The organism is Thermopetrobacter sp. TC1 (assembly GCF_000746275.1).
Lineage (GTDB): Bacteria > Pseudomonadota > Alphaproteobacteria > Rhizobiales > Aestuariivirgaceae > Thermopetrobacter.
Genome location: NZ_JQKX01000020.1, coordinates 74,334 through 98,078 on the forward strand (window position 1 = coordinate 74,334; position 23,745 = coordinate 98,078).

The 23,745-nt window shown below is 62.4% G+C and carries 19 protein-coding genes; 11 read left to right on the plus strand and 8 right to left on the minus strand.

The annotated features are described in order from the left end of the window. Positions 1-250 precede the first annotated feature (250 nt). Positions 251-2,938, plus strand: a complete 2,688-nt coding sequence (locus EK16_RS02530; protein ID WP_081910186.1) for a DUF3772 domain-containing protein — start codon at positions 251-253, stop codon at positions 2,936-2,938. A 47-nt stretch (positions 2,939-2,985) separates the two neighbouring features. Here EK16_RS02530 and EK16_RS02535 read toward each other — a convergent pair whose 3' ends face one another. Further along, positions 2,986-3,768, minus strand: a complete 783-nt coding sequence (locus EK16_RS02535) for a DUF1638 domain-containing protein (protein WP_081910187.1) — start codon at positions 3,766-3,768, stop codon at positions 2,986-2,988. A gap of 47 nt (positions 3,769-3,815) precedes the next feature. Next, the gene (locus EK16_RS02540) at positions 3,816-4,523 is read right to left on the minus strand and encodes a corrinoid protein (protein WP_038034393.1); all 708 of its coding nucleotides are present in this window, start codon (positions 4,521-4,523) and stop codon (positions 3,816-3,818) included. 129 nt (positions 4,524-4,652) lie between these two features. On the opposite strand from EK16_RS02540, the gene EK16_RS02545 reads away from it, so the two are divergent. Then, on the plus strand, positions 4,653-5,045 hold the full coding sequence (locus EK16_RS02545) for a hypothetical protein (protein ID WP_038034396.1): 393 nt from the start codon (positions 4,653-4,655) through the stop codon (positions 5,043-5,045). Between the two features lie 27 nt (positions 5,046-5,072). On the opposite strand, the gene EK16_RS02550 is transcribed toward EK16_RS02545, so the two are convergent. Continuing rightward, entirely contained in the window at positions 5,073-6,878 is a 1,806-nt protein-coding gene (locus EK16_RS02550) for a hypothetical protein (RefSeq protein WP_156098441.1), read from the minus strand. A 316-nt stretch (positions 6,879-7,194) separates the two neighbouring features. Here EK16_RS02550 and EK16_RS02555 point away from each other — a divergent pair, with 316 nt between their 5' ends. The 4 genes from EK16_RS02555 to EK16_RS02570 all read left to right on the plus strand — a co-directional run bounded on the left by EK16_RS02555 (position 7,195) and on the right by EK16_RS02570 (position 11,413). After that, entirely contained in the window at positions 7,195-7,836 is a 642-nt protein-coding gene (locus tag EK16_RS02555) for a CvpA family protein (RefSeq protein WP_038034399.1), read from the plus strand. An 85-nt stretch (positions 7,837-7,921) separates the two neighbouring features. After that, positions 7,922-9,388 (plus strand): amidophosphoribosyltransferase, encoded by a 1,467-nt coding sequence (purF, locus tag EK16_RS02560; RefSeq protein ID WP_038034400.1) that lies wholly within the window; start codon positions 7,922-7,924, stop codon positions 9,386-9,388. Between the two features lie 275 nt (positions 9,389-9,663). Further along, entirely contained in the window at positions 9,664-10,404 is a 741-nt protein-coding gene (locus EK16_RS02565) for an SDR family NAD(P)-dependent oxidoreductase (protein ID WP_038034401.1), read from the plus strand. 139 nt (positions 10,405-10,543) lie between these two features. Beyond that, on the plus strand, positions 10,544-11,413 hold the full coding sequence (locus EK16_RS02570; protein ID WP_038034402.1) for a beta-keto acid cleavage family enzyme: 870 nt from the start codon (positions 10,544-10,546) through the stop codon (positions 11,411-11,413). Between the two features lie 316 nt (positions 11,414-11,729). On the opposite strand, the gene EK16_RS02575 is transcribed toward EK16_RS02570, so the two are convergent. The 3 genes from EK16_RS02575 to metC all read right to left on the minus strand — a co-directional run bounded on the left by EK16_RS02575 (position 11,730) and on the right by metC (position 13,956). Then, positions 11,730-11,987, minus strand: a complete 258-nt coding sequence (locus tag EK16_RS02575; RefSeq protein WP_038034404.1) for a zinc-finger domain-containing protein — start codon at positions 11,985-11,987, stop codon at positions 11,730-11,732. A gap of 112 nt (positions 11,988-12,099) precedes the next feature. Then, positions 12,100-12,627 (minus strand): CreA family protein, encoded by a 528-nt coding sequence (locus tag EK16_RS02580; RefSeq protein ID WP_231573575.1) that lies wholly within the window; start codon positions 12,625-12,627, stop codon positions 12,100-12,102. A gap of 105 nt (positions 12,628-12,732) precedes the next feature. Beyond that, positions 12,733-13,956, minus strand: a complete 1,224-nt coding sequence (metC, locus tag EK16_RS02585) for a cystathionine beta-lyase (protein ID WP_081910188.1) — start codon at positions 13,954-13,956, stop codon at positions 12,733-12,735. 496 nt (positions 13,957-14,452) lie between these two features. Between metC and EK16_RS02590 the strand changes: the two genes are divergently transcribed. The 4 genes from EK16_RS02590 (at position 14,453) to EK16_RS02605 (ending at position 19,353) form a co-directional block, all read left to right on the plus strand. After that, complete coding sequence (locus tag EK16_RS02590) at positions 14,453-15,472, plus strand: amino acid ABC transporter substrate-binding protein (RefSeq protein ID WP_038034407.1); 1,020 nt, start codon at positions 14,453-14,455, stop codon at positions 15,470-15,472. A gap of 750 nt (positions 15,473-16,222) precedes the next feature. Next, positions 16,223-17,401 carry an amino acid ABC transporter permease gene (locus EK16_RS02595; protein WP_369793071.1) on the plus strand — a complete coding sequence of 393 codons (1,179 nt, stop codon included), beginning with the start codon at positions 16,223-16,225 and terminating at the stop codon, positions 17,399-17,401. A 3-nt stretch (positions 17,402-17,404) separates the two neighbouring features. After that, positions 17,405-18,559: an amino acid ABC transporter permease gene (locus tag EK16_RS02600; protein ID WP_038034410.1), complete on the plus strand. Its 1,155-nt coding sequence runs from the start codon at positions 17,405-17,407 to the stop codon at positions 18,557-18,559. Between the two features lie 17 nt (positions 18,560-18,576). Next, a complete protein-coding gene (locus tag EK16_RS02605; RefSeq protein WP_038034412.1) occupies positions 18,577-19,353 on the plus strand; it encodes an amino acid ABC transporter ATP-binding protein in 777 nt (258 codons plus the stop codon). A 52-nt stretch (positions 19,354-19,405) separates the two neighbouring features. On the opposite strand, the gene trmFO is transcribed toward EK16_RS02605, so the two are convergent. Further along, positions 19,406-20,815, minus strand: a complete 1,410-nt coding sequence (gene trmFO / locus EK16_RS02610; protein WP_038034415.1) for a methylenetetrahydrofolate--tRNA-(uracil(54)-C(5))-methyltransferase (FADH(2)-oxidizing) TrmFO — start codon at positions 20,813-20,815, stop codon at positions 19,406-19,408. A gap of 135 nt (positions 20,816-20,950) precedes the next feature. Here trmFO and EK16_RS02615 point away from each other — a divergent pair, with 135 nt between their 5' ends. Further along, on the plus strand, positions 20,951-21,397 hold the full coding sequence (locus EK16_RS02615) for a lysozyme inhibitor LprI family protein (RefSeq protein ID WP_156098442.1): 447 nt from the start codon (positions 20,951-20,953) through the stop codon (positions 21,395-21,397). A gap of 74 nt (positions 21,398-21,471) precedes the next feature. Here EK16_RS02615 and EK16_RS11300 read toward each other — a convergent pair whose 3' ends face one another. Beyond that, positions 21,472-23,634, minus strand: a complete 2,163-nt coding sequence (locus EK16_RS11300) for a D-alanyl-D-alanine carboxypeptidase (protein WP_197059583.1) — start codon at positions 23,632-23,634, stop codon at positions 21,472-21,474. Positions 23,635-23,745 lie beyond the last annotated feature (111 nt).

Consider the following 23,745-nt stretch of genomic DNA (forward strand, 5'->3'; position numbering starts at 1 on the left):
TTTCAGGGGCTGGCGCGCAGAATTTTATGAGGACACGCCCTAAGCCTTCAGTGCATTCTTTCCGCACCGGTTCGTGCATGAAAGACGGCTCCGGTCATGATCCTGCCCGAAAGACGGGGCAGGGCTTGCCCCGCCGGGCAGGGCCCGACAAGATGCCAGTCAAGGTGAATGAGAAGCGAATCGCGCCCTTGAAAACACTTGCCGGCGCGATGCTGACGGGGCAAAGGAGCGAAAGGCGCAAGAAATCCCCATGAGGCCGAAAACGGTGCGGATATCCTTCAAGACACGTGCTGCTGCGCCCTTGGTGTCGTTTCTGACGGCGCTCATTCTCTCCATTGCGCTGTTTTCGCCTCTTGCCCATGCGCAAGGCCCGGCCGCCGCCCCTGTCCTGAAAAAAGACGGCGGTACGGTTTCGCCTGCTGCGTCTGCGGCAGCGCCAGATCCGGCCGCATCCTCGTCCCAACAGGCGGCACCTGTGCAGCCAAAGCCGGCGCCGGTGATGAAGCTCGATCCCGGCATCAGCGGCCTGGTCGATGAGGCGAAAGCCGCCGCCGGGCGGGCGGAGCGGCTGGCGAAGGATGTGGAGAAGGTGCTGGCCGACGTGCGCATGAAGGTCAAGCGCCCGGACATGGACATCGCCGCATTGGCCGATGTGCGCAAGAAGCTGGATGCCGAGCGCATCAAGCTGCTTGAGGGGCGCAAGATCATCGAGGATCCGCTCACCCGCGTGCGCCAGCAGCTGGCCACCCTGGGCGAGCCGCCAAAGGACGGCAAGGAGGATCCGGCCATCGCCGCCCGTCGTCAGGCTCTGCAGGCGGTGTTCGACAGGCTCGTTGCCGCCGACAAGAAGCTCGAGCTGATGCTGGTGGAAATCGGCCAGCTTTCGGAACAGGCGGCAGATAGGCAAAGAAGGCTCTTCTTCTCCCGCATCTTCGAGCCCTCGCGCAGCATATTCAATCCACTGCTGTGGTATGAGGGGCTGGCCACATTTCCCGATCTCGCCCTGCGCTTCAAAAGCCTGGTTGTTTCCTGGATAAATCAGAGCGGCAGGAGCAATTTGCCCCTGCTTGTGGTTCTTGGTGTTTTCTTTGCCGCGCTCGGGTTGCTCATCGCAGTCTGGCGCCGCTGGCGTGCCGCAAGGCCCGATGAGCATCTGGATGATTTCAGGCGCTTGTGGCGCGCGGTGCGCATTGCGCTTCTGACGGCCGCCATTGTTCTGCTGGCGCTGATGGTGACCAATCTTGCCCTTTATACGCTGGGCAGTGCCTCGCCGCGCTTCATGCGCCTTTTGGATGCCATCAGCTCCGGGCTGCTCTTTGCCGTCAGCGTGACGGCTCTGGCCCGCGGCATCTTCCGTCCCGGCGCGCCGCGCCTCAGGCTGGTCAACATCGCCGATGCCGGCGCCCGCGATGCCTATCGGCTTTCGGCCGCCATCGCCTTCCTGCAGGGCCTTTATGTGGTGGTGGACAGCCTGGCGGAAATCCTCTTCCTGCCGGTTTCCTTCTCCGTGTTCTGGAGTGCGGCCATCTCCATGATGCAGATGATCCTCATCGCCTGGCTGCTCATCCGCCTGCGGCAGGCTGCACCGATGACGCCGCAGGAGCGGGAAGAGGACGAATCGGCCAGCATGCCGGCCGCAACCGGCGAGCAGACGCGGTTTTTCTTCGGCTGGGCGCGACATGCCGCGCTGCTGATCTGGCTGGCGCTGGTGATCGCGGCTTTTGCACTGATGCTGGGCTATGTGGCCTTCGCCCGCTTCCTGATCGGGCAGACCGTGGTCAGCGCCGCGCTGATCGTTGCGCTCTATCTGTTGCATCATCTCGCCGATGCCGCGGTGCGCAACGCCCTGGACGCCCGCACCTATACCGGCATTTTCCTGCGCCGCACCCTGGGCATTCCGGAGCGGGTGATCAAACAATTGGGCGTTCTCTTCTCCACGCTGGTGGACATTGGCATTGTGTTCGTCGGCCTGCCGCTCGTGCTCATGCAATGGGCGGTGAACTGGGTGGACCTGACCAGCTGGATGCAGGTCGCCTTCTTCGGGTTCAAGGTCGGCAATATCGTCATTGAGCCCGCCTCCATCCTGCTCGGCGTTCTCGTCCTGATCATCGGGCTCATTCTTACCCGCCTTTTGGTGCTGTGGCTGGACCGGCGCGTGCTTTCCCGCCTCGATATGGATGACGGCATCCGCCATTCCCTGGTCACCACCGCCAAGTACACCCTCAACATTGCCAGCGTGCTGGTGGCGCTCTCCGTGGCGGGCGTGAACTTCTCCTCTCTCGCCATTATCGGCGGTGCCCTGGGCGTGGGTATCGGTTTTGGCCTTCAGTCCATCGTCAACAATTTCGTTTCCGGCCTCATCCTGCTGGCCGAGCGGCCGATCAAGGTGGGCGACTGGATCAAGGTCTCCGGCGGCGAGGGGGTGGTGCGCAAGATCCGCGTGCGTTCCACGGAGATCGAGACCTTCGATCGCTGTTCCATCATCGTGCCCAATTCCTCGCTGATTTCCGAGCCGGTGTCCAACTGGTATCATTCCTCGCGCATGGGGCGGCTGCGGCTGGCCATTGGCGTGTCCTACGATGCCGATCCGGACGAGGTGGCCAAGATCCTGCTGCGCTGCGCCAATGCCCATCCGCGCGCGCTGGCCAACCCCAAGGCCTTCGTACTGTTCACCGGTTTCGGAGAAAGCTCCCTGGATTTCGAACTGCGTGTCTATATTGACGATGCCGGCTATCTGGCCTCCACCGCCTCTGACCTGCGCTTTGCCATTTTCCGTGCGCTCAAGCAGGCCGGCATCGAAATTCCCTTCCCGCAGCGGGATCTGCATCTGCGTTCGCTGCCGCCGGAGATGTTCGATCGCGGCGAGCTGCCGCCAACGCCAGAGGAGATTACCTCCGCCGGAAAAGGAGAAGGGGCGACCGATACCAAAACGGCCTGACGGGTTGCCGGTTCAGCAGAAAAGACCGGTAAAAGTCCGAAGGAGGATCACTCCTCGGCTTTTGATGATGTCTCGCCTGCAAACCTTTCAATGGCCGTGGCCAGATCACCATGGCCGACATAGCGCCGTTCATAGGCGAGATTGAGAAAGCGCGCCGCTTCTTGCGCCTTCCGTTCCAGGGCCGGATCATCGTCTTGTGCGAGGTGCACGAGCGTGTCGTAATTGCCGAAGCAGGTCTCGATCAGTTCGGGATGGGTGTCCAACTTCAAGCCCTTCACGATCAGGCTGTCGAAATGCCGTACCAGATAGTCGGTGAGAAAATAGCTGCGTGCATCCCTCTCCAGATGGCGCATGAAATTTTCAACGCCCGTATAGAAGGCATAACAGTGCGGCCCTGGCAGTCGGGAAATGCCGCCTTCCTCGCCGAGAACCGCATCGAGCGCGCCGCCCGTGCCGCAATCGCCATAGGCCACGAAAATGCGGGCATAGCCTTCCTCTTTGGCCTGGCGGATGCGCGCGCGCACCCCTTCCGGAATGCGCTGCGGCGTGTTGTGCCATTCCGCCGGCAGGCAGTGCAGGTCGATATGATCGCGATGCTGCCGGATCAGAAAAAGGATGTCCCGCGCCAGCGCCCCGCAGGCGATGATCAGGCTGCGCCCGCTCTTTGCGCCTTTTTCCAAGGCCTTGGATGATCCGGCCTGCTTGGCCAGGGCCTTTCCCGTTCCCGGCGCGTGCGCTCGGTGACGGGCCGCAGCTCGCCGCTGTTCACGCAGGGCGGAAGGCCCGGCGTGGCGACGCCGTCTTTTGCGGGGTGCCGGTTCATTGGTCATGGTGGCTCATTCAACAGGACAGGGAAAGGCGACGCCAGAGCGCGGGTTCATGCCGAGGCCCGGCGATTGTGCCGCCGCTGCATGAAGGCCTTGGCCGTCTGCACCGCTTCCGCCGCATCCTTGCAATAGGCATCCGCGCCGATGGCCTTGCCGAAATCGGCATTCAACGGCGCACCGCCGACGAGCACGACCACATCATCCCGCAGGCCTTCTTCCGCAAGCGCCTCGATCACCGTCTTCATGTAGGGCATGGTCGTGGTCAGCAGCGCCGACATGCCGAGAATGTCCGGCTTGTGCTCCTTCACCGCGGTGATGAACTGATCGGCGTCGACATTGATGCCGAGATTGATGACATCGAAGCCCGCGCCCTCCATCATCATGGCGACGATGTTCTTGCCGATGTCGTGAATGTCGCCCTTCACCGTGCCGATAACCATTGTGCCGATGCGCTCCGCCCCGGTTTCCGCCAGCAGCGGCCGCAACACATCCATCGCCGCCTTCATGGCATTGGCGGACAGCAGCACCTCCGGCACGAAGAGGATGCCATCGCCAAAATCCTTGCCGACGATGTCCATGCCGCCGACGAGGGCCTTGGTCATGATGTCATAGGGCTTCCAGCCGCGCTCCAGCAAGATCTCCACGCCTTCCACCACCTCGTCCTTGAGGCCGTCGTAGAGATCGTCCTGGATCTGCTCGACGAGTTCGTCATCATCGAGCTCGCGCAGGTCAAGATCGTCCTCTTCCGCGTCGCTCATCGGTCCTCTTCGAATGAAAGTGATTTGCGCCAAGTGCCGCCACTATACAGGCTTTGCCCGCACATGTCACAATGTCATGCGCCCTTGGGCGCTTCCGGCAGACAAAAAGCTCAGTAAAAAGGCCATATCATGAGCCCGGACATCCAAAACCTCGCCAGGGATCTGGCCCGGCGCCTCGCCTATGTCCATGTGGTCAAGAGCGATGGTGTCATCGTCGGCACCAGCGTTCTCTATCCGGACGGAAGCCGTGTTACGCTTTATCTTTCGGCCGACCGTCCGGGGCTTGTTTTCGTGTCCGATTTCGAGGGCGGCCGCCGGCGCGCACGCATGGAAGGCCGCGAGGCGCTTTTCGATGCCGCCATCCGCCGCTGGCCGTTCGATCCTCCGTTCAGCATCGAGGGGGATTCCATCTATGTGCGCGTGCCTGTTGAACGGCTGGAAGAGGCCGCGCTTGCCATCGCCAATGCCTCCGCCCTGGCCCTGCGCGAGGCGCTCGCCACCACGAAAAGCAACCCGGAGTGACTGCCGGCATCCCAAACGCATGCCTGATCAGGGCGCGGGCGTGTAGGGCAATGGCCGCGCCCTGTAGGCGCCCAGATAGGCAGCGGGCACAAGCTCCAGCGGCAGATGCATCGTCCGCAAGGTGAAGGTGCGCCCCTGCGGATCCCGCCGGGAGAGGGCGTCCAGGGTCTTGCGCACCTTCTCCACACGGCGGCTGAACACAGGCGCGATCCTTTCCGTCGTCACCCGGTCATAGCGCCAGCGCCCGCCCTCCTTGCGGAAGAAGCGCGGCAGGCACACACCGTTTTCTCGTGCGCCCGCGTGGGGATAGACGGCAATGGCATGATCGCCGTTCATGCGGATTTCCGGCTGGCCGCAGGCGGTCAGCATGCTCCATTCGCGTTCCATGGCCACAAGGGACGGAAAACGGCCATGAAAAGCTTTGCGGGAGTCTTCTGTATAAATGGGCAGAAGTGGCGACTTGTCCTTCGCCTGCATGGCGAGGCGATAGGCATCCAGCGTCTTTGCCGGATCCTCGGCATCCGCCCCGATCTCGAATCGCCAGATGTTCTCCTTTCTGGCGATTTCCTTCTGATGCTGCTCCAGCAGCGCGATCTTGGACGCCGTATCCGCATTGGCATAGAACAGTCGATAGGCGGAAATTGACAGCGCCAGACAACCGAGCGCCACAAGCCCCCAGCGCACATGCCGCGGCGGGGTGAGGCGCTTGAGGAATGCGCGCACTGACCGCACCACCTCCTGCAGCGGCTTGTCATGCTGCTCTGTTTCGGGAGGCACGTTATCGGTGTCGGCCCTTTTTCTCTCGCCGCCTCTTTCTGGATCGAGCGCATACAGGCGTGATGTGCCAAACAGCGGCCGTCCCCGCCCGCGGATTTCGCTGAGCAAACCATGCTGCACCTGCACCGGATGCAGATGAACGCCGAGCGAGCCGGCATCCAGCCAGATGCGTTCCAGCGCCCGGCGCATCGCCTGCCGCAATTCTTCCACGCGCGCAGGCACATCCTCCGCACCGATCAGTGCCCGCGGCCGCACTTCCACGATGACATCCCAGTGCGGCCACTCCGGGAGAAGGTCGCAGCGGCGCCCGATGATCCAGGCCTCGCGGATATCCTCCTGCCAGTCACGCAGACATGCGCGCATGCGCTCCATGATGCGCTCTGTCGGAAAGGTGTCAGACTGAAGGCTTTCCTCCTGCGGCGGGCGGCTGCGCTCCTCCAAGGCCGCCTCCGAAAGGCGCAGCGTGCGCATCAGAAACATGCGAAACTGCGGCGTATCGTGCGCACCGCCGTTTTCCTTCAGCCATTTCAGAACGCTGCGCGCTGCGAGGTTCAAAAGGCGCTTGTCCTCCGTCGCCGCATCGAGAATGTCGATGACCGCCCGCGTTTCACCCGTGAGCAGACGCGCCCGCGCCGAGGCCAGCCGCCGCGCCGGTGCATCGAAAGGGGCTTCTGCCGGCAGGCTTTCCCAGCAGCGGGCGAGGGTTTCAACGGGCCCATCATCGTTCAGGACAACCTGCGCCTTAAGAGAAGAGAGCACGCCCTCAAGCGTTTCGCCCGCCCTGGTGATGAAAGCGGCGAGGGCATCGGAAAGGGCTTGGGAGGTTCCTCCCTCCGGCTTGACCGCCTCGTATTCCGGAAAAGGGGCGTTGTCCTGCGGCAGGCTGCGGCCTCCATGCAAGACGGAAGGAGCCAGTGCCCGCGGGGCATGAAAAGAGGGCGTGGCCACACCCGAACGAAGAGAGGGGCTGCCCACAGACATGGTCGCCACGGAACGCCGGCCGAAAGGCCGCTGGCCTGCGGCAGAAGAAGCCACCTGGGTGGTTGCGACGGACATAAGCGTTTCCCTTCAACATGACGCAACTCACGATAGTGGAATTCTGGCAGCATGCCGTTGCGGTATGGTGAACAAATATGGTTGGCAGCCTCTTGCCATGGCGTCGCATTATGGGTCAGGCGAGAGGGGGCACCGGCGCATGGCCGCGGGAAAGCGCCGCTTTTTGAGGCCAGGCAATCTCCGGGTGACGCGGATCTGTGGAAAAGCCTTTTTCTTTCCCCATTGCCGGGAGTATAAAGTGCGCAACATTGCGTAAACGGGGCCGGCGGGCTCCGGCTCGTTTGAGAACGCGCACGCCGTCTTGCGAGGAGGATAGATGCCCTTTCAGCTGCTGGACGTGGCCCTGATCGCCATCATGCTCATCTCGGCCCTGTTCGCCGTCATGCGCGGCTTCACCCGCGAAGTGCTCTCGCTTGCCGCCTGGGTGATTGCGGCGCTCGCCGCCTGGTGGGCTATCAACACACAGGAGCTTGTCGACATCGCCCGCTCCTATATCGCGCAGGAAAAGGTTGCCGTGCTGGCCACCGCCGGTGCCGTTTTTCTCATTGTCCTTATCATCATGTCCATCATTTCCGTGCGCATTGGCGATCTCGTGCTCGATTCCGCCGTCGGCGCCGTCGACCGCACCCTGGGCCTGCTCTATGGCCTGGTGCGGGGCTTGCTTCTCGTGGTCGTCGCCTACATGTTCTATGTATGGCTTATCCCGGTGGACAAGCAGGAGGACTGGGTCACCAAGGCGCGCACCTTGCCCCTGATCCGGGCAACGGCGGAGTTCGTCAATGGCTTCCTGCCGCCCGATATCGGCAAGGTCATCGGCGACAAGCTGGCGCTGCAGGCGGCGTTGACCGAAAATGCGGGCAAGGGAGACAAGGGCGGCCCGGCCTATGACAGGAGCGACAAGACGCGTCTGGACAGTCTCATCGAAAGTCAGCAAAACAGGGTTCCCGGCTCGCAATAGCGGGTTTGAGCCTCGCCATGGACAGAAAACGGGATCGGCGGGGCAGGGGCGTCAAACGGGCATCGAGGCGACGGCGACAAGAACCATGAACGGCGAGCATATCTTCGACCTGGATGCGGACAGGCTCCGGGAGGAATGTGGCGTTTTCGGCGTCTGGGGGCATGCGGACGCCGCCGCGCTCACCGCGCTTGGCCTGCATGCACTGCAGCACCGCGGGCAGGAGGCGGCCGGCATCTGCACCTATGACGGCACCCAGTTCAATCTCGAGCGCCGCCTTGGCCTCGTCGGCGATCACTTCACGCGCGAAAAGGTGATCGCGCGGCTGAAAGGCTCTGCCGCCATCGGCCATGTGCGCTATTCCACCGCCGGCGGCACGGTGCTGCGCAACGTTCAGCCCTTTTTCGCCGAGCTCGCCACCGGCGGCTTTGCCATCGCGCATAATGGCAACCTCACCAATGGCCTCTCCTTACGCAAGGAACTGATCCAGTCCGGCGCCATTTTCCAGTCCACGACGGATACGGAAGTCATTCTCCATCTCGTCGCCCGCTCGCCGCACCGGCGGCTGATCGAACGCTTCACAGACGCCCTGCGTCAGGTGGAAGGGGGCTATGCCCTCGTGGCGCTCACCCAGCGCAAGCTCATCGGCGCGCGCGATCCCCTCGGCATCCGCCCGCTCATCCTCGGGCGGCTGGGGCAGAGCTGGATCCTCGCATCCGAAACCTGCGCGCTGGACATCATCGGCGCCGAATTCGAGCGCGAAATCGAGAATGGCGAGATCGTCGTCATCGACGATGCCGGTGTGCACTCCTATCATCCCTTCCCGAAAAAGCCGGAGCGCCCCTGCATTTTTGAATATATCTACTTCGCCCGGCCGGACAGCATCGTGCACGGCCGCTCCGTATACGAAGTGCGCAAGGACATGGGCCGCATCCTCGCTCAGGAAGCGCCGGCTGAAGCCGATGTTGTGGTGCCGGTGCCCGATTCCGGTGTGCCGGCCGCCCTGGGCTATGCGCAAGAATCCGGCCTGCCCTTCGAGCTTGGCATCATCCGCAATCACTATGTAGGTCGCACCTTCATCGAACCGACCCAGAAGATCCGGGCGCTGGGCGTGAAGCTGAAGCACAACGCCAACCGGGCAGTGCTTTCCGGCCGGCGTGTGGTGCTGATTGACGATTCCATCGTTCGCGGCACCACCTCGAAGAAGATTGTGCAGATGGTGCGCGAGGCTGGGGCGAAGGAAGTGCACATGCGCATCGCCTCACCCCCCATCACCCATCCCGATTATTACGGCATCGACACACCGGATCGAAAGGCGCTTCTGGCGGCCACGCACACGCTTGAGGAAATGCGCGACTACATCGGCGCGGATTCGCTCGCCTTCCTTTCCGTGGACGGCATCTATCGTGCCATCGGTTATGAAGGCCGGGATGACGCCTGCCCGCAGTTCACCGATCACTGCTTCACCGGCGATTATCCCACGCCGCTTGTGGACGTGGAAGGCGGCCAGTCCGACCCCAAGCAACTGCCCCTCCTCGCCGATGCCGAGAACTGAGTGGATGTCAAAAGGGCTTAAAACCAAACATCAGAAACGCTGAAACAGCGTTCAGGCCACGTTCTTTCAGGAGCTCATGGCCCTTTCGCGCAAGGTGGACAATGCCCCCGCTTTGCGGCATGAAGGCGGGGCAGGGGGCGCGGAGGAAGGCTGACCGGCTTCAAGCCCCGGCCGCTTTCATGCAAGGCCGCCTCCTGCCGCAAGTCTTGCGGAAAAAAGTGCATGGTCATCATGGGGGCCGCCTTGAGGCCCCGCAAGTTTCCGGGTGAGCTTCCATGACGGAGAACAAGCCGCTTGCTGGACGACTGGCGCTGATCACCGGCGCATCACGGGGCATCGGCCGCGCCATGGCCATGGAGCTGGCCAAAGCCGGTGCGCACATCATCGCCGTTGCCCGCACCACCGGCGCGCTGGAGGAGCTGGACGATGCCATCCGGCAGGAAACCGGCGAAAACGCCACCCTGGTGCCGCTGGATGTCACTGATGGTCCGGGCATCGACCGGCTGGGCGGCGCCATTTACGAGCGCTGGGGGCGGCTGGACATCTTCTTCGGCAATGCCGGCATCCTGGGTCCGCTTTCGCCCCTGGGACACATTGAGCCCGAGACCTGGGAGAAGGTCATCAACGTCAATCTCAATGCCAACTGGCGCTTCATCCGCTCGCTTGATCCGCTGCTGAAAAGATCGGATGCCGCGCGTGTCGTTTTCGTCACGTCCCGCGCCGGGCACAGATGCAAGGCCTACTGGGGCGGCTATGCCGTGACCAAGGCGGCGCTTGAGTGTCTGGCCCGCATCTATGCCAACGAGTGCGCCAATACGAATATCCGCGTCAATCTGCTCAATCCCGGACCGATCCGCACCCAGATGCGGGCGGCGGCCTATCCCGGCGAGGATCCCGAAACCCTGCCCACGCCGGAAGAGCTGGCGGTCGCATCCCTGCCGCTGTTCCTGCCCGAAATGCAGGAGAATGGAGCCACCTTTGACTTCATCGAAGGCCGCCTTGAGCGCAGCGCCTGAAGGTCTGGCGATTTGAGATACCCCCGTCTTGCAGCTCCTGAGCCCTCCAGAACAGCGCGTGCAGAGGGCCAGGAACAGACACGGCATTCATTGTCCCGCTTCGTGTTGATCACACCTTGAAGAACAGGGAGGTTCGGCAATGACCCGCCGCGATGTTCTGATCATGGTTGCGCCCAACGGCGCCCGCCGCGGCAAGGAGGATCATCCCGCCATTCCCTTAACGGCAGAGGAACTCGCTGAAGAGGCGCTTGCCTGCGCCCGCGCCGGGGCCGCGGCCATGCATGTGCATGTGCGTGATGACAAAGGCGCTCACAGCCTCGATGCGGAGCGCTATCGCCATACACTGAAAGCCATCAGCCATGCGCTGGCCGATGCCGGCGCCGATCTCGTGTTGCAGATCACGACGGAGGCCGTGGGCCGCTATCAGGCGGAAGAGCAGATCGCCTGCGTGCGCAAGGTCTTGCCGGAGGCCGTCTCCCTGTCCTTGCGCGAACTGGTGCCTGATGATGAGGAAAAGAGCCTCAATCAGGCCCGTGGCTTCTTTCGCTGGCTGAAGGTGATGAACATCGTGCCCCAGTTCATTCTTTATGATGCGAAAGAGGTTGCGCGTTTCATCACGCTCTGGCGGGGCGAGAAGGGCGAGGCGGGCAGCGGGATCATTCCGTTTCGCCGCCCGTTTCTGCTGTTCGTGCTTGGGCGCTATGACGGAGAACCGGCACGGGCGGACATGCTCGATGATTTCATCAGTGCCCTGGGCGAGCATGTGAACGATGTGGAGTGGATGGTCTGCGCCTTTGGCCCTGCGGAGGCGGAAGTGGCGCTGCAGGCGGCCGAAAGGGGCGGGCATGTGCGCATCGGCTTTGAAAACAATTTGCAGCTTCCCGACGGAACACAGGCACAATCCAATGCCGCCCTTGTTCAGGCCACGGCCGACCGTTTGAAGGCGGAAGGCTTCACGCCCATGCCGGCGGAAAAGACGCGGCAGCTTATGCGCGCCTGTGTGCGCTGAACCTCTCAAAGTCGCCGGTGATAAGAAGCCCTTAACCGTACAAATCGATTCAAATTTTCATCAAATGCATCATCCGCTACCATCAGTCGCGAAGAGGGGGGCGCTTGATGGTGGATCGACGGGCGGCAAGGGCACCTTGGGTGGGCGATATGTGAGCCCTTGCGCCGCTTGGGGGAAGGAGCCACTCGGAAACATCAAGCGCCGAAAGCGAGCGGCGCCGCATTCCAAAGGCGGGTGCGGCGCCGTTTCCTTTTTATGGCTAAAGCAACTGGCTTTCAGCGAATCGGGCTGAAAATTCGTGCTTCCTTTAAGGGAATCACGCCTTCTCATGCGCCAGGGCGGGCTGCCAGCGCGCTTCGGCCGGCTCGCAGGCGTCTTCGGCCAGGTCGGGATCGAGGCGATAGGTGGTGGAACAATAGGGACACTGCACCATGCCCTCCGCCGGTATTTCCAGATAGATGTGGGGATGATCCATCGGCGGTGTCGCCCCGATGCAGCCGAAATGCCGCGCACCGATGCGAATTTCCTTCACGCCCATGTCGTTGTGAAAGAGCGGAACCGTTTCCCTGGCCATGAGTCCGCCTGTGCTCCCTGTTCTAGGCTGCCATCTGACAGATGGCGGTTAGCACATTCTGCCATAAACCGAAAGGGCAGGGCCGGATGCGCATGGCCGAGAAAAGCGGGGATCATTTCTCCAGAAAATCCGCACATCTCGGCGCGGGCGTATCACCCCAGGGCTGGATGGGCACGGTGGAGATGGAGTTTTTCGGGCTGCCCTCGATGAGCTTGTCGGAATAGGTGAGATAGACAAGCACATTGCGCTTCACGTCACAGCCGCGCACCAGATGCAGCTTCTTGAACAGGAAGGAGCGGCGCTGCTCATAGAAGGTCTCACCTTGAGCGAACTTGGCCTTGAAGCGGATCGGCCCCACCTGCCGGCAGGCCAGGGAGACTTCCGAGCGCTCCTCGGCCAGCCCCGCCCAGCCTTTCCAGCCACCCACCGTCGGCAGGGCGAAGTGACAGGCCACGCCCTCCACCTTGGGATCATCAATGCCATAAACTCGGATATAGGCATCCGGCGAGAGCAGGCGAAAGACCGTGCGTTTCTTGAAAATGAAATCAGGTTCCGCCTCTCCTGCCCAGACGGACGTCAGCAGGCCCGCAAAAGCTGTGCTGAAAAGCAGAACCATCCCCGCCCGCTTTTTGCAACGCATCGGCACACCTCTTCTCCTTTTCGCCTTTCACACGCATGAATCGAAACCCCGCGGAGCAATGCGCATGCAAACAGGCATTGAGTCAAGCAATCCTCTTACAGCGCCTCAGGCCTCTTTCAGACGCCGCAGGCCGGCGTCGAGGTCAGCAATGAGGTCGTCCGGGTCCTCAAGGCCGATATGCAGCCTCAGAAGCGGGCCCGTTTCCCGCCAGGGGTGTGCCGTGCGCAAGCGCGGGCTGGCCGGATCGAACCGCAGAATCAGGCTCTCATAGCCACCCCAGGAGGCGCCGATGCCAAACAGTTCCAGACCATCGACAAAGGCATGCAGCGCCTCTTCGCTCACAGGCTTCAGAATGATGGAGAACAGTCCGGAAGAGCCTGAAAAGTCGCGCTGAAAGACCTCATGACCCGGCGCATCAGGCAGGGCAGGGTGCAGAACGCGCGCCACCGCCTCCTGCCCGCGCAGCCATTCGGCCACCTTCAGCGCATTTTCCTGATGGCGGCTTAAGCGCACCTCCAGTGTTCTCAAACCCCGCAAGGTCAGCCAGACGTCATCCGGCCCCGTGGACAGGCCAAGATCCCTGTGTGTTTCCGCAATGCGCTCGGCTGCCTCGCCCCTGGCGAGCACCGCACCGATGAGAACATCAGAATGCCCTGCCTGATATTTCGTCGCCGCCTGAATGGAGACATCCACGCCCACCGCGAAGGGATCGAAGAACCATCCCGCCGACCAGGTATTGTCCATGGCCGTGAACAGGCCATGCTTTCGGGCGAATTCAACAAGCGCCGGAACGTCCTGCACCTCCATGGTGTAGGAAGCCGGCGATTCGAGATAGAGAAGGCGCGTCTCAGGCCGGATCAGCGCCTCCAGGGCATTCGGGTCCGCCATGGGATCGAAATAGGTGTGCGCAATGCCGAAGCGCTTCATCGTGCGCGCCAGAAAGCGCCGGGTCGGCCCGTAGACACCATCGCTGATCAGCACGTGATCACCGGCGGAAAGCAAAGCGAGAAAGGGCAGGGTCACGGCCGAAAGGCCCGAGGGCACAATCACGCAGACATCGCCCCTTTCAATCTCCAGAAGGGCATTTTTGAGCGCATCGAACGTGGGCGATTGATGCAGGCCGTACGTGTAGTCCATCGCGCCGCTTTCATAGGCGGAAAGCGAATCGGCCAGAACCGTGGAGCCCCGATAGACCGGCGGATTGACAAAGCCATGCGCGCTCAAATCCCGGCCGGCGTGCACAAGCCGGGTTGTGCGTGCGCGGCTCTTGCCCTTGTCGCCTGACGGCGGTGTGGGAGACTGGCTGCTTTGCTCGCGCGAGGATGACATGAGGGATCTCCTTCCTGACGTTTTGCCTTCAGGGTGTCGCAAGCCGGCCGGCAGCCGGACGCGCTTTCAGAATGAACCATGCCGAGCGGCCACTGCAGGGTCCACCACGATATGGCAGGGCTTTCCGCGATGCGAGGTGGTAAAGAGCATAAACCTCTTTATCAAAACTCTTGACGCATGCCGCGTTTTGCGTTCCGATAAGCCCTGCGGGCGCGCTTGTGCCTCAATGACGTCCGCCCCGTTCGGTCCGTCCGGGCCGGCGGGATAACGACAAGCAATCATCGGCAACGCATCGAGCCAGGGAGCGGTCGTCACGCGGTTCCTCGACCAGCAAAACCACCGGGCAAGCGGAACGTGCACGAAAGCGGTTTCGTGTCTTCCGCACAAGGGTTCTGCATGTCGGCTTCTCCCGTATCCGGCCTGAATTGATTGATTTGGGCAGCACCTCGTGCAGCAGTCGTCAGAGCATTGGAAACAGAGGAAAGAGGAAGAACCGATGAAACGCACTCTTCTCGGGATCGCACTTGGCGCGGCCGTATCCGTGGCCGCCATCGCATCGGCCACTGCCGGCACCCTTCAGGACGTGAAGGCCAAGGGTTTCGTGCAGTGCGGCGTCTCCCAGGGCCTGCCCGGCTTCTCTAACCCGGACGAGAAGGGCAACTGGAAGGGCCTGGACGTTGATCTCTGCCGCGCCATTGCCGCCGCCGTCTTCGGCGATGCCAGCAAGGTGAAGTTCACGCCGCTGTCGGCCAAGGAGCGCTTCACCGCCTTGCAGTCCGGCGAGGTGGACGTGCTTTCCCGCAACACCACCTGGACCATGCAGCGTGATACCGCCCTCGGCCTGAACTTCGCCGGCGTCAACTATTACGACGGCCAGGGCTTCATGGTGCGCAAGTCCCTCGGCGTGACCTCGGCCATGCAGCTCAATGGCGCCGCGGTGTGCACCAACACCGGCACCACCACCGAGCTGAACCTGGCGGACTTCTTCCGCTCCCACAAGATGCAGTACGAAGTGGTGGCCTTCGAGAAGGCCGACGAGGTGGTCAAGGCCTACGACGAGGGCCGCTGCGACGTGTACACCACCGACCGTTCGGGCCTGGCCGCGCAGCGCCTGAAGCTGAAGAATCCGGATGAGCACATCATCCTGCCCGAAACCATTTCCAAGGAGCCGCTGGGCCCGGTGGTGCGTCAGGGCGATGATCAGTGGTTCGACCTGGTGAAGTGGACGCTGTTCGCCATGATCAATGCCGAGGAGCTGGGCGTGACCAGCAAGAACGTGGACGAGATGAAGAAGTCCAACAACCCGGCGATCAAGCGCCTGCTCGGCATTGAGGGCAAGTTCGGCGAGAACATCGGCGTCTCCAACGACTGGGCCTACAACATCATCAAGCAGGTGGGCAATTACGGCGAGTCCTACGACCGCAACGTGGGGCCGAAGACGCCGCTCGGCCTTTCCCGTGGCCTGAACGCCCTGTGGAACAAGGGCGGCATCATGTATGCCCCGCCGATCCGCTGATCGCGGCGCTTGACGGGATCAGGCATCACACCCGGTCCGGCCCGCCGTCATCCAGGGATGGCGGCGGCCGGGCCGGGGCCGTTGCCGCATCTCATCCGCCCGGTCCTGCTGAGGGGACAATCCGCTTCGGCATCGTTTGAGTGCACGATCAGGCTTTCATGCTTTCGGGCCTGGTTTTGAAGTCGGTCTGTCCGCCTTAAGGTGCGTTAAAGAAGCACAAGCCCTTTCTGCCCATGCAGACCCGGATGCGGTGACACCGGGATTAAGGCAGCGCAGTCTGGCGGATCTGCCCCGGCATCTTGCAGATGCGGGCAGGCGAGGGCGAAGGCGGGCATGACACAGCCCCGAGCCCAGCCGGGCGGATGACAGGCGGCACAAGGCAGGCCCTGATCCCATTGTCGAAGCGTGCGGCACCACACACATCAGGGAGCGTGAGACACGATGTCCGTCGCCACGCCGGCTGTCCGCGAAAACGGGGCGCGATCGCTGCGTCTCGGGCTCGTCCTTTTCTTCACCGCGCTGTCCTACGCCATTTTCTACTGGGCGGCGTCCCGTTTCTATTATGGCAATGCCACCGGCCTGCTTGCCGATCTCGGCAGCTACATCGGCAATATCGCCGCCGCTTTGGTTGATTTCCGCAAAGGGGTGCTTGGCTGGATCGGCGGCATTCTCGTTGCTCTGGCCAATTTCGCGCCCTTTTTCGCTCTTGTTTACATCATCGGCGTGGGCCTGCGCATTCTCAACTGGCTGCTGCTGGAGCATCCGCGGCCGGCATCGCCCAATCCGCTGACCGACAGGCACTTCCGCAACATTTTCTTTGAATTGTTGATGTTCACGGCCCTGGCGGTCTTCGTCTGGTGGATCGTGGGCAATACCGTCACCAACCTTCAGGAACGCAAGATCGCCTCCGGCTTCGATTTCCTTTCCGCCACCGCCGGCTTTGGCATCAACCAGGTCCTGTTCATCGACTACACCGAATCCTCAAGCTACGGCACGGCCTTTCTCGTCGGCCTCATCAACACGCTCGTTCTCTCCTTCATCGGCATCGTGCTGGCCACGATCCTCGGGTTCATCGTCGGCATCATGCGCCTGTCCAAGAACTGGGTGATCGCCAAGCTTGCCGCCGGTTATGTGGAGATCTTCCGCAACATCCCGCTGCTTCTGCAGATTTTCGCCTGGTACAACGTGGCGCTGAAACCCCTGCCGCATCCGCGTCAGTCCATCGTCCTGTTTGATTCCATCTATCTGAACAACCGCGGCATCTATTCCCCCAAGCCCATCTTCGAGGACGGCTGGGGCTTTGTTGTCGCCGCCTTCTTCAGTGGCATTATCGCCAGCATCGCCATAGCGCGCTGGGCCAAGAAACGGCAAATGGAGACCGGTCAGCCGTTTCCGGTCTTTCTCACCAGCCTCGGGCTGATTTTGGGTCTGCCGCTGATCGTCTTCTTCCTCACGGGGATGCCGGTGCATTTCGATTATCCGCACCTGCGCGGCTTCAACTTCCAGGGCGGCATGCGCGTGATCCCGGAGTTCACGGCCATGCTCATGGCCCTGACCATCTACACCGCCACCTTCATCGCCGAGATCGTGCGCGCCGGCATTCTTGCCGTGCCCCACGGCCAGACCGAGGCGGCCCTGGCCTTGGGCCTGACCCGCGGTCAGATGCTGCGCCTGGTCATCATTCCGCAGGCGCTCAGGGTGATCATCCCGCCGCTGACCTCGCAGTATCTCAATCTGACCAAGAACAGCTCGCTGGCCGTGGCCATCGCCTATCCCGATCTCGTCGCCGTTGGCGGCATCATCCTCAATCAGAGCGGCCAGGCGGTGGAGATCATCGCCCTGTGGATGCTGGTCTATCTCTCGATCAGCCTGGCCACATCGGCCTTCATGAACTGGTACAACGCCAAGATGAAACTGGTGGAGCGCTAAGCCATGACGGACACCGTCAAGGAGCACAAGCGCAGCTTCTATCGCACCGAGATGCTGCCGCCCAAGCCACCGCCCCCGGCCAGCACCGGCGTGCTCGGCTGGATGCGCGAGAATCTCTTCTCCAGCTGGTGGCACACGATCCTCACCTTCGTGGGACTCTACATCATCTGGCTGATCGTGAGCTTTCTTGTGCAATTCGCCATCATCGATGCCGTCTGGAGCGGTCAGGACCGCACAGCCTGCCTTGCCGATGGCGGACGGGAAATTGGCGCCTGCTGGGCCTTCATCCGCGTCTGGCACAACAAGTACATGTTCGGCTTTTATCCAGAGGATCAGCAGTGGCGGGTGCTTGTGGTCTATGCCATTGGCGCGGTGCTCCTCGCCTTCCTGCTCATTCCCAGGGCGCCGGGCAAGCGGCTGGTCATGCTGCTGCTTTTCGTGATCTATCCGGTGCTGGCCTACATATTGCTCTACGGCATGTCGTCGCTGGGGCTGCCCGTCATCGAGACGACGCGCTGGGGCGGGCTGATGCTCACTCTGGTTATCGCCGCCGTCGGCATCGTCATCTCGTTGCCGCTTGGCATCCTTTTCGCCCTGGGCCGCCGCTCGCAGATGCCGGTCATCCGGTTCATCTCCATCATCTTCATCGAGTTCTGGCGCGGCGTGCCGCTGATCACCGTGCTGTTCATGTCCTCGGTGATGCTGCCGCTGTTCCTGCCGGAGGGGGTGACGCTTGACAAGGTGATCCGTCCGCTCGTGGGTGTGGCGCTGTTTGCCTCCGCCTACATGGCGGAAGTGGTGCGCGGCGGCCTGCAGGCCATTCCCAAGGGGCAGTATGAGGGCGCACAGGCCCTGGGGCTCACCTACTGGCAGATGATGCTGCTCATCATCCTGCCGCAGGCGCTGAAGATGGTGATCCCGGGCATCGTCAACACCTTCATCGGCCTGTTCAAGGACACCTCGCTTGTGTCCATCATCGGCCTGTTTGACCTGCTCGGAATTGCGCAGGCATCGCTGGCAGACGCCAAGTGGGCCACACCGGTGACCGCGCCAACGGTCTATCTCTATCTGGCTTTGGTCTACTGGGTGTTCTGCTTCGGCATGTCCCGCTATTCCATCTTCATGGAGAACTACCTGCACACCGGTCACAAGCGCTGAAAAAGGGTTTTTCGACGATGAGCATCGAGGCGCAAGAGAAGAAGGGCATGTCCGTCTCCGACGAGGTCGTCGTGGAGATGATCGACGTCAACAAGTGGTATGGCGACTTTCATGTCCTGCGCGACATCAACCTGACGGTCTACCGCGGCGAACGCATCGTCATCTGCGGGCCGTCCGGCTCCGGCAAGTCCACGCTCATTCGCTGCATCAACCGGCTGGAGGAGCATCAGGCCGGCAAGATCATCGTGCTCGGCACGGAGCTCACCGAGGACATCAAGAAGATCGAGGAAATCCGCCGCGAGGTGGGCATGGTCTTTCAGCACTTCAACCTGTTTCCGCATCTGACCGTGCTGGAAAACTGTACGCTCGCGCCCATCTGGGTGAAGCGCATGCCCAAGAAGGAGGCGGAGGAGATCGCCATGCATTTCCTGGAGAAGGTGCGCATCCCCGATCAGGCGCACAAGTATCCGGGCCAGCTCTCCGGCGGTCAGCAGCAGCGCGTGGCCATCGCCCGTTCCTTGTGCATGAACCCGCAGGTCATGCTTTTCGATGAGCCGACCTCCGCACTCGATCCGGAGATGATCAAGGAAGTGCTCGACGTGATGGTCGATCTCGCCGAATCCGGCATGACCATGCTGGTGGTCACGCACGAGATGGGCTTTGCCCGTCAGGTGGCCAACCGCGTCATTTTCATGGATCAGGGCCAGATCGTGGAGCAGAACGAGCCGGAGGAATTCTTCACCAATCCGAAGAGCGATCGCACCAAGCTCTTCCTCTCCCAGATCCTGCACTGACACCCGGGGCGAGCCAGAATTCCCTCTCCGGCCGCCGGTTGGGGAAGGCCGGTCAGGACTGCGTAGGGAAAATCGCGTCCTGCCGGGCAAGCCAGGCCTCAAAATCGGCAAGCGCCCGCTTTGCCAGGGCCTGTCGGCGCGCGCGGCTGCGCTCCTTGCCCTTCAGGCGGCGGCCCGTCTCGTCATGCGTGGGCGCGGCGATATCGGGGAACAGGCCGAAGTTGATGTTCATGGGCTGAAAACTGCCCGCATCCGTGGCCAGATGCCCGCCGGTGATGTGATGGATCAGGGCGCCATGCGCCGTGGTTTCCGGCGGCGGCGGCACATCTGCCCCCAGGATGTCGGCCGCGGCCAGCCGCCCGGCGATCAGCCCGCAGGCCGCACTTTCCACATAGCCCTCAACGCCGGTCATCTGTCCGGCAAAGCGCAGGCGCGGCTCCACCTTCAGCCGCAGGCGCGCATCCAGCAGCTTCGGGCTGTTGAGAAAGGTGTTGCGATGCAGCCCGCCGAGACGGGCAAAGCGCGCATTCTCAAGCCCCGGAATCATGCGGAAGATGCGCTGCTGCTCGCCGTATTTCAGCTTGGTCTGAAACCCGACCATGTTGTAAAGCGTGCCCAGCGCATTGTCCTGCCTAAGCTGCACCACAGCCCACGGCCGCTTGCCCGTGCGCGGATTAGTGAGTCCCACAGGCTTCATCGGGCCATGACGCAAGGTGTCCAGCCCCCGTTCGGCCATGACCTCGATGGGCAGGCAGCCGTCGAAATAGGGCGTGTTCTTCTCCCACGCGCGAAATCCCGTCTTCTCCGCTTCCAGCAGCGCCTGCACGAAACGCTCGTAGGTTTCGCGATCAAGCGGGCAGTTGATGTAATCGGCCGTGCCCTTGTCATAGCGCGACTGGCGCCAGCACACGCTCATGTCGATGGAATCCGCATAGACAATGGGCGCGATGGCATCGAAAAAGGCCAGCGATTCCTCGCCTGTGCGCTGCCGGATGGCTTCGGCCAGGGCATCGGAGGTCAAAGGCCCGGTGGCGATGATTACATGCCGCCAGTCTTCAGGCGGCCAGTCCGCCACCTCCTCGCGCACCACGGTGATCAACGGATGGGCGGCCAGCCGCTCGCTCACCGCGCGGGAGAAACCCTCACGGTCCACCGCCAGCGCCCCGCCGGCGGGAAGCCGGTTCGCATCCGCCGCCTGCATGATCAGCGAGCCGGCCCGGCGCATCTCCTCATGCAACAGGCCAACGGCATTGTTGAGCGCATCATCGGAGCGAAAGGAATTGGAACAGACAAGCTCCGCCAGCCAGCCGGTCTTGTGCGCCGGGGTTTCCTTTTCCGGCCGCATTTCGTGCAGAATCACGGGCACACCGGCCCTTGCCGCCTGCCAGGCCGCCTCCGACCCGGCCAGGCCGCCGCCGATGATGTGCAGGGTTTCCGCCGTTTTTGCCATTTCCATGCTCATGGTGCCGCAGGAGATAGGCGCCTGTGCGGACAATGGCAAGCGTTCAGTCGCCATTCAGCTGCCGTGTTCGATACTTTCCGCCGAAGAATGAAGAATGCCTCCGCCATGTAAAAATGAGGGGAGGGCGAAATGATCATGCGCAGAACATCTCTCATGGCCCTGCTTGCTGCCATGCTGCTCGTTTTTACCATTGTACCGGGACGTGCGATCGGGCCGGAATGGCATGCCAGGACCCCAAGCTTTGACTGCGCAAAGGCCACCCGGCCCGATGAGAAGGCGATTTGCAGCAATGATCTGCTTGCCGAGCTCGATACGATGATCGCCACACTCTATGCCATGCTGTGGCATTACATCGAGAATTACGACAACGCCATGGGCGTGCTCTCCCGCCTGCGTGACAGCCAGCGCGACTTTCTGAAACGGCGCGCCGCCTGTGGCGCCGACATCCGCTGCATTGAACGGGTGCAGCGCAAGCGCATCGACGCGCTGCTCGATGATTACAAGCGCGGCACCACCGCTCCCATCATCGCCCCCCTCAATAACGAGACTTCAGAGAAGCCCGCGGCGGCACCGCACAAATAGCGCGCGCTTTTAAGGTCTAGGGCAGGGAGGGGCAGCGTCCCCTGAGACGCGCAATATGAAACAGAGCTGCAAGGTCAGGACTGACCCGCCCCGGGTGCTAAGGCGAAGCAGGGGATGCGCCGCTTCTTCAAAGCGCGGCAGGCCCTGTACGCACCGCGGCGATCAAAGCCGGAAAAGCGCGCGCGATAATAAACGGTGCCATTGCGCTCAAAAACCATGGTGAAGGCCGGCTTGCCACGCAGAAGCCGCCGCGCGGCCTTGCGCGCCTGTTCCAGACGTTTTTTCGCCCCGTCCTTGGCCGGAAAGGCACCGAGCTGAATGTTCCAGCTCTTCAAATGGCGCGCCAGCTTTTCCTGCTGGATGGCCTTCTCGGCCATTGAAGCACTCGGCGCTTCAGCCTTCTTTTCGGATCTTTCAGCTTTCTCGGTCTTGGCAGCCTCAGCCATTGCAGACTCACTCTCCGAAGAGGCTTTTGCCGAACCGGGTGCTGCCACGGCCTGCTTCTCCTCTGTTTCAGCCTCCTTGTGAGAAACAGGCATGCGCACCGGTGCCACCACCATCTCGCGCCGGCTTCTGTCCACCTTGATCACGCGCGCAGGCGCCGGCGGCACGAAAGCCGCATTCGGATCAAGGCTGGCCACCTTCCGCTCCGTCCGGGCAGGAGGCACATCCGCCTCTTCCTCCTGCCCGTGCATGGCAGCCTGCGCATGAGAATCGGAAACCTCATCCGAACCGTTCTCATCCTCACCCTGTTCAGGAGCCGGCTGCGGGCGCACCTGCATGGCAATGGCCCCGGTCACCTTGGCCGGTTCAGAATCGGATGCGGTCGATTCCGATTCAGCGTTGGTCTCTGCCGCCTGAGCCTGCTCACGATCCGCATCCGGCGCGCCATGTGCGCCCGTGTCCGAATTGTCCCGAACGGCAGCGGTTTTTGCCTCGCCATCCTCCGCCCGCTTGATCTTCTGGGCTTCAGGACGCACTGCCACGAACAGGGCGCCGGCGCTTTCAACCTTCGGCGCTTCCGTGATCACAGGCTTGCCCTCGGTGCCGGACGGCTTTTCAGCAAGCACGGTCTTGCGCGTTGCGGGCGCCTGTGCCGTCTTTTCCGTATCATTATCCCGGCGGGCCAGACGCACAATGGACTGAGGCCGGCTGCGCGGAAGCGGCGGCCGCATGACCGCCTTGACCTCTGATGTTTCATCCCCGGCGGCAAGGGCGCGCTGGGCCAGCCTGGCCAGCTGGCCGCTGGGCAGGGCAGGGCGGCGCGCCGGTTTCACCGGTGCCTTGCGCACGGGTTTCTTTGCCGAAGCGACCCTGGTTGTGCGCGTTGCTCGATTGAGCGCCGCCACCTGCGTGCGCGAAAGGCCCGGCGGGATGCCGGCCACAGCGGCAATACGGGTGCCGCGGACAAGATCGCGCCGGCGGATTGTGCGCTCCAAAAGCCGCGCCATATAGGCGTTACGCATGCGCGAAGAGGGCGCGCCCAGCACCACCGCCACCACGCGCTTGCCATTGCGGCGCACCGTGGCGGCGAGGTTGTATCCGGCCGCCCGCGTATAGCCGGTCTTCAGCCCGTCCATGCCGCGCACCCGCCACAGCAGGCGGTTGTGATTGCGGTACGTGCGGCCACGGAAGGAAAAATACTTCAGTGCAAAATAGCGCTTGTAAAGGCGCGGGAAATCCCGCTGGATGCGCAAGGCCAGCGTGGCGAGATCCCGCGCGGTGGACACATTCGGCGGATAGGGCAGGCCGGACGCGTTGCGAAAGGTGGTGCGCGTCATGCCCATGGCGCGGGCCGTTGCCGTCATCCGCCGCGCAAAGGCACGCTCCGAACCGGCAATGGCTTCCGCCACCGCCGCCGCCACATCATTGGCCGACTTGGTCACCAGCGCGCGAATGGCCTGATCCACCGTGATCGTCTGCCCCGGCTTCAGCCACAGCTTGGACGGCTGCATGGAAGCGGCATGACGCGAAATGCGAATCCGCGAGTGAAGCGAAAGCCTTCCCGCCCGGATCTCGCGGAACAGCATGTAAATCGTCATCACCTTGGTGACGGATGCGGGAATGCGCGGCGAATCGGCATTGCGCGCAAACAGAACCCGGCCGCTTCTTGCATCAACAGCGATGGCGGCAAAACCCTGCCGCGCATGCGCAGCCTGTGTCAGCAGGAGATGAAGGGAAAGAACGAGAGATAAAAGGATAATCCAAAGAGCGTTCACATGCCGCACAGAACGCATGAAACGCCCGCAGGACACATCGCCTCTCCCGAAACGCCGAAGAAGCCGCACGCTCATCACTCCCGCTCACTCACCATCACACAAACGCCGCAAAGGCACTTACGCTTCCGT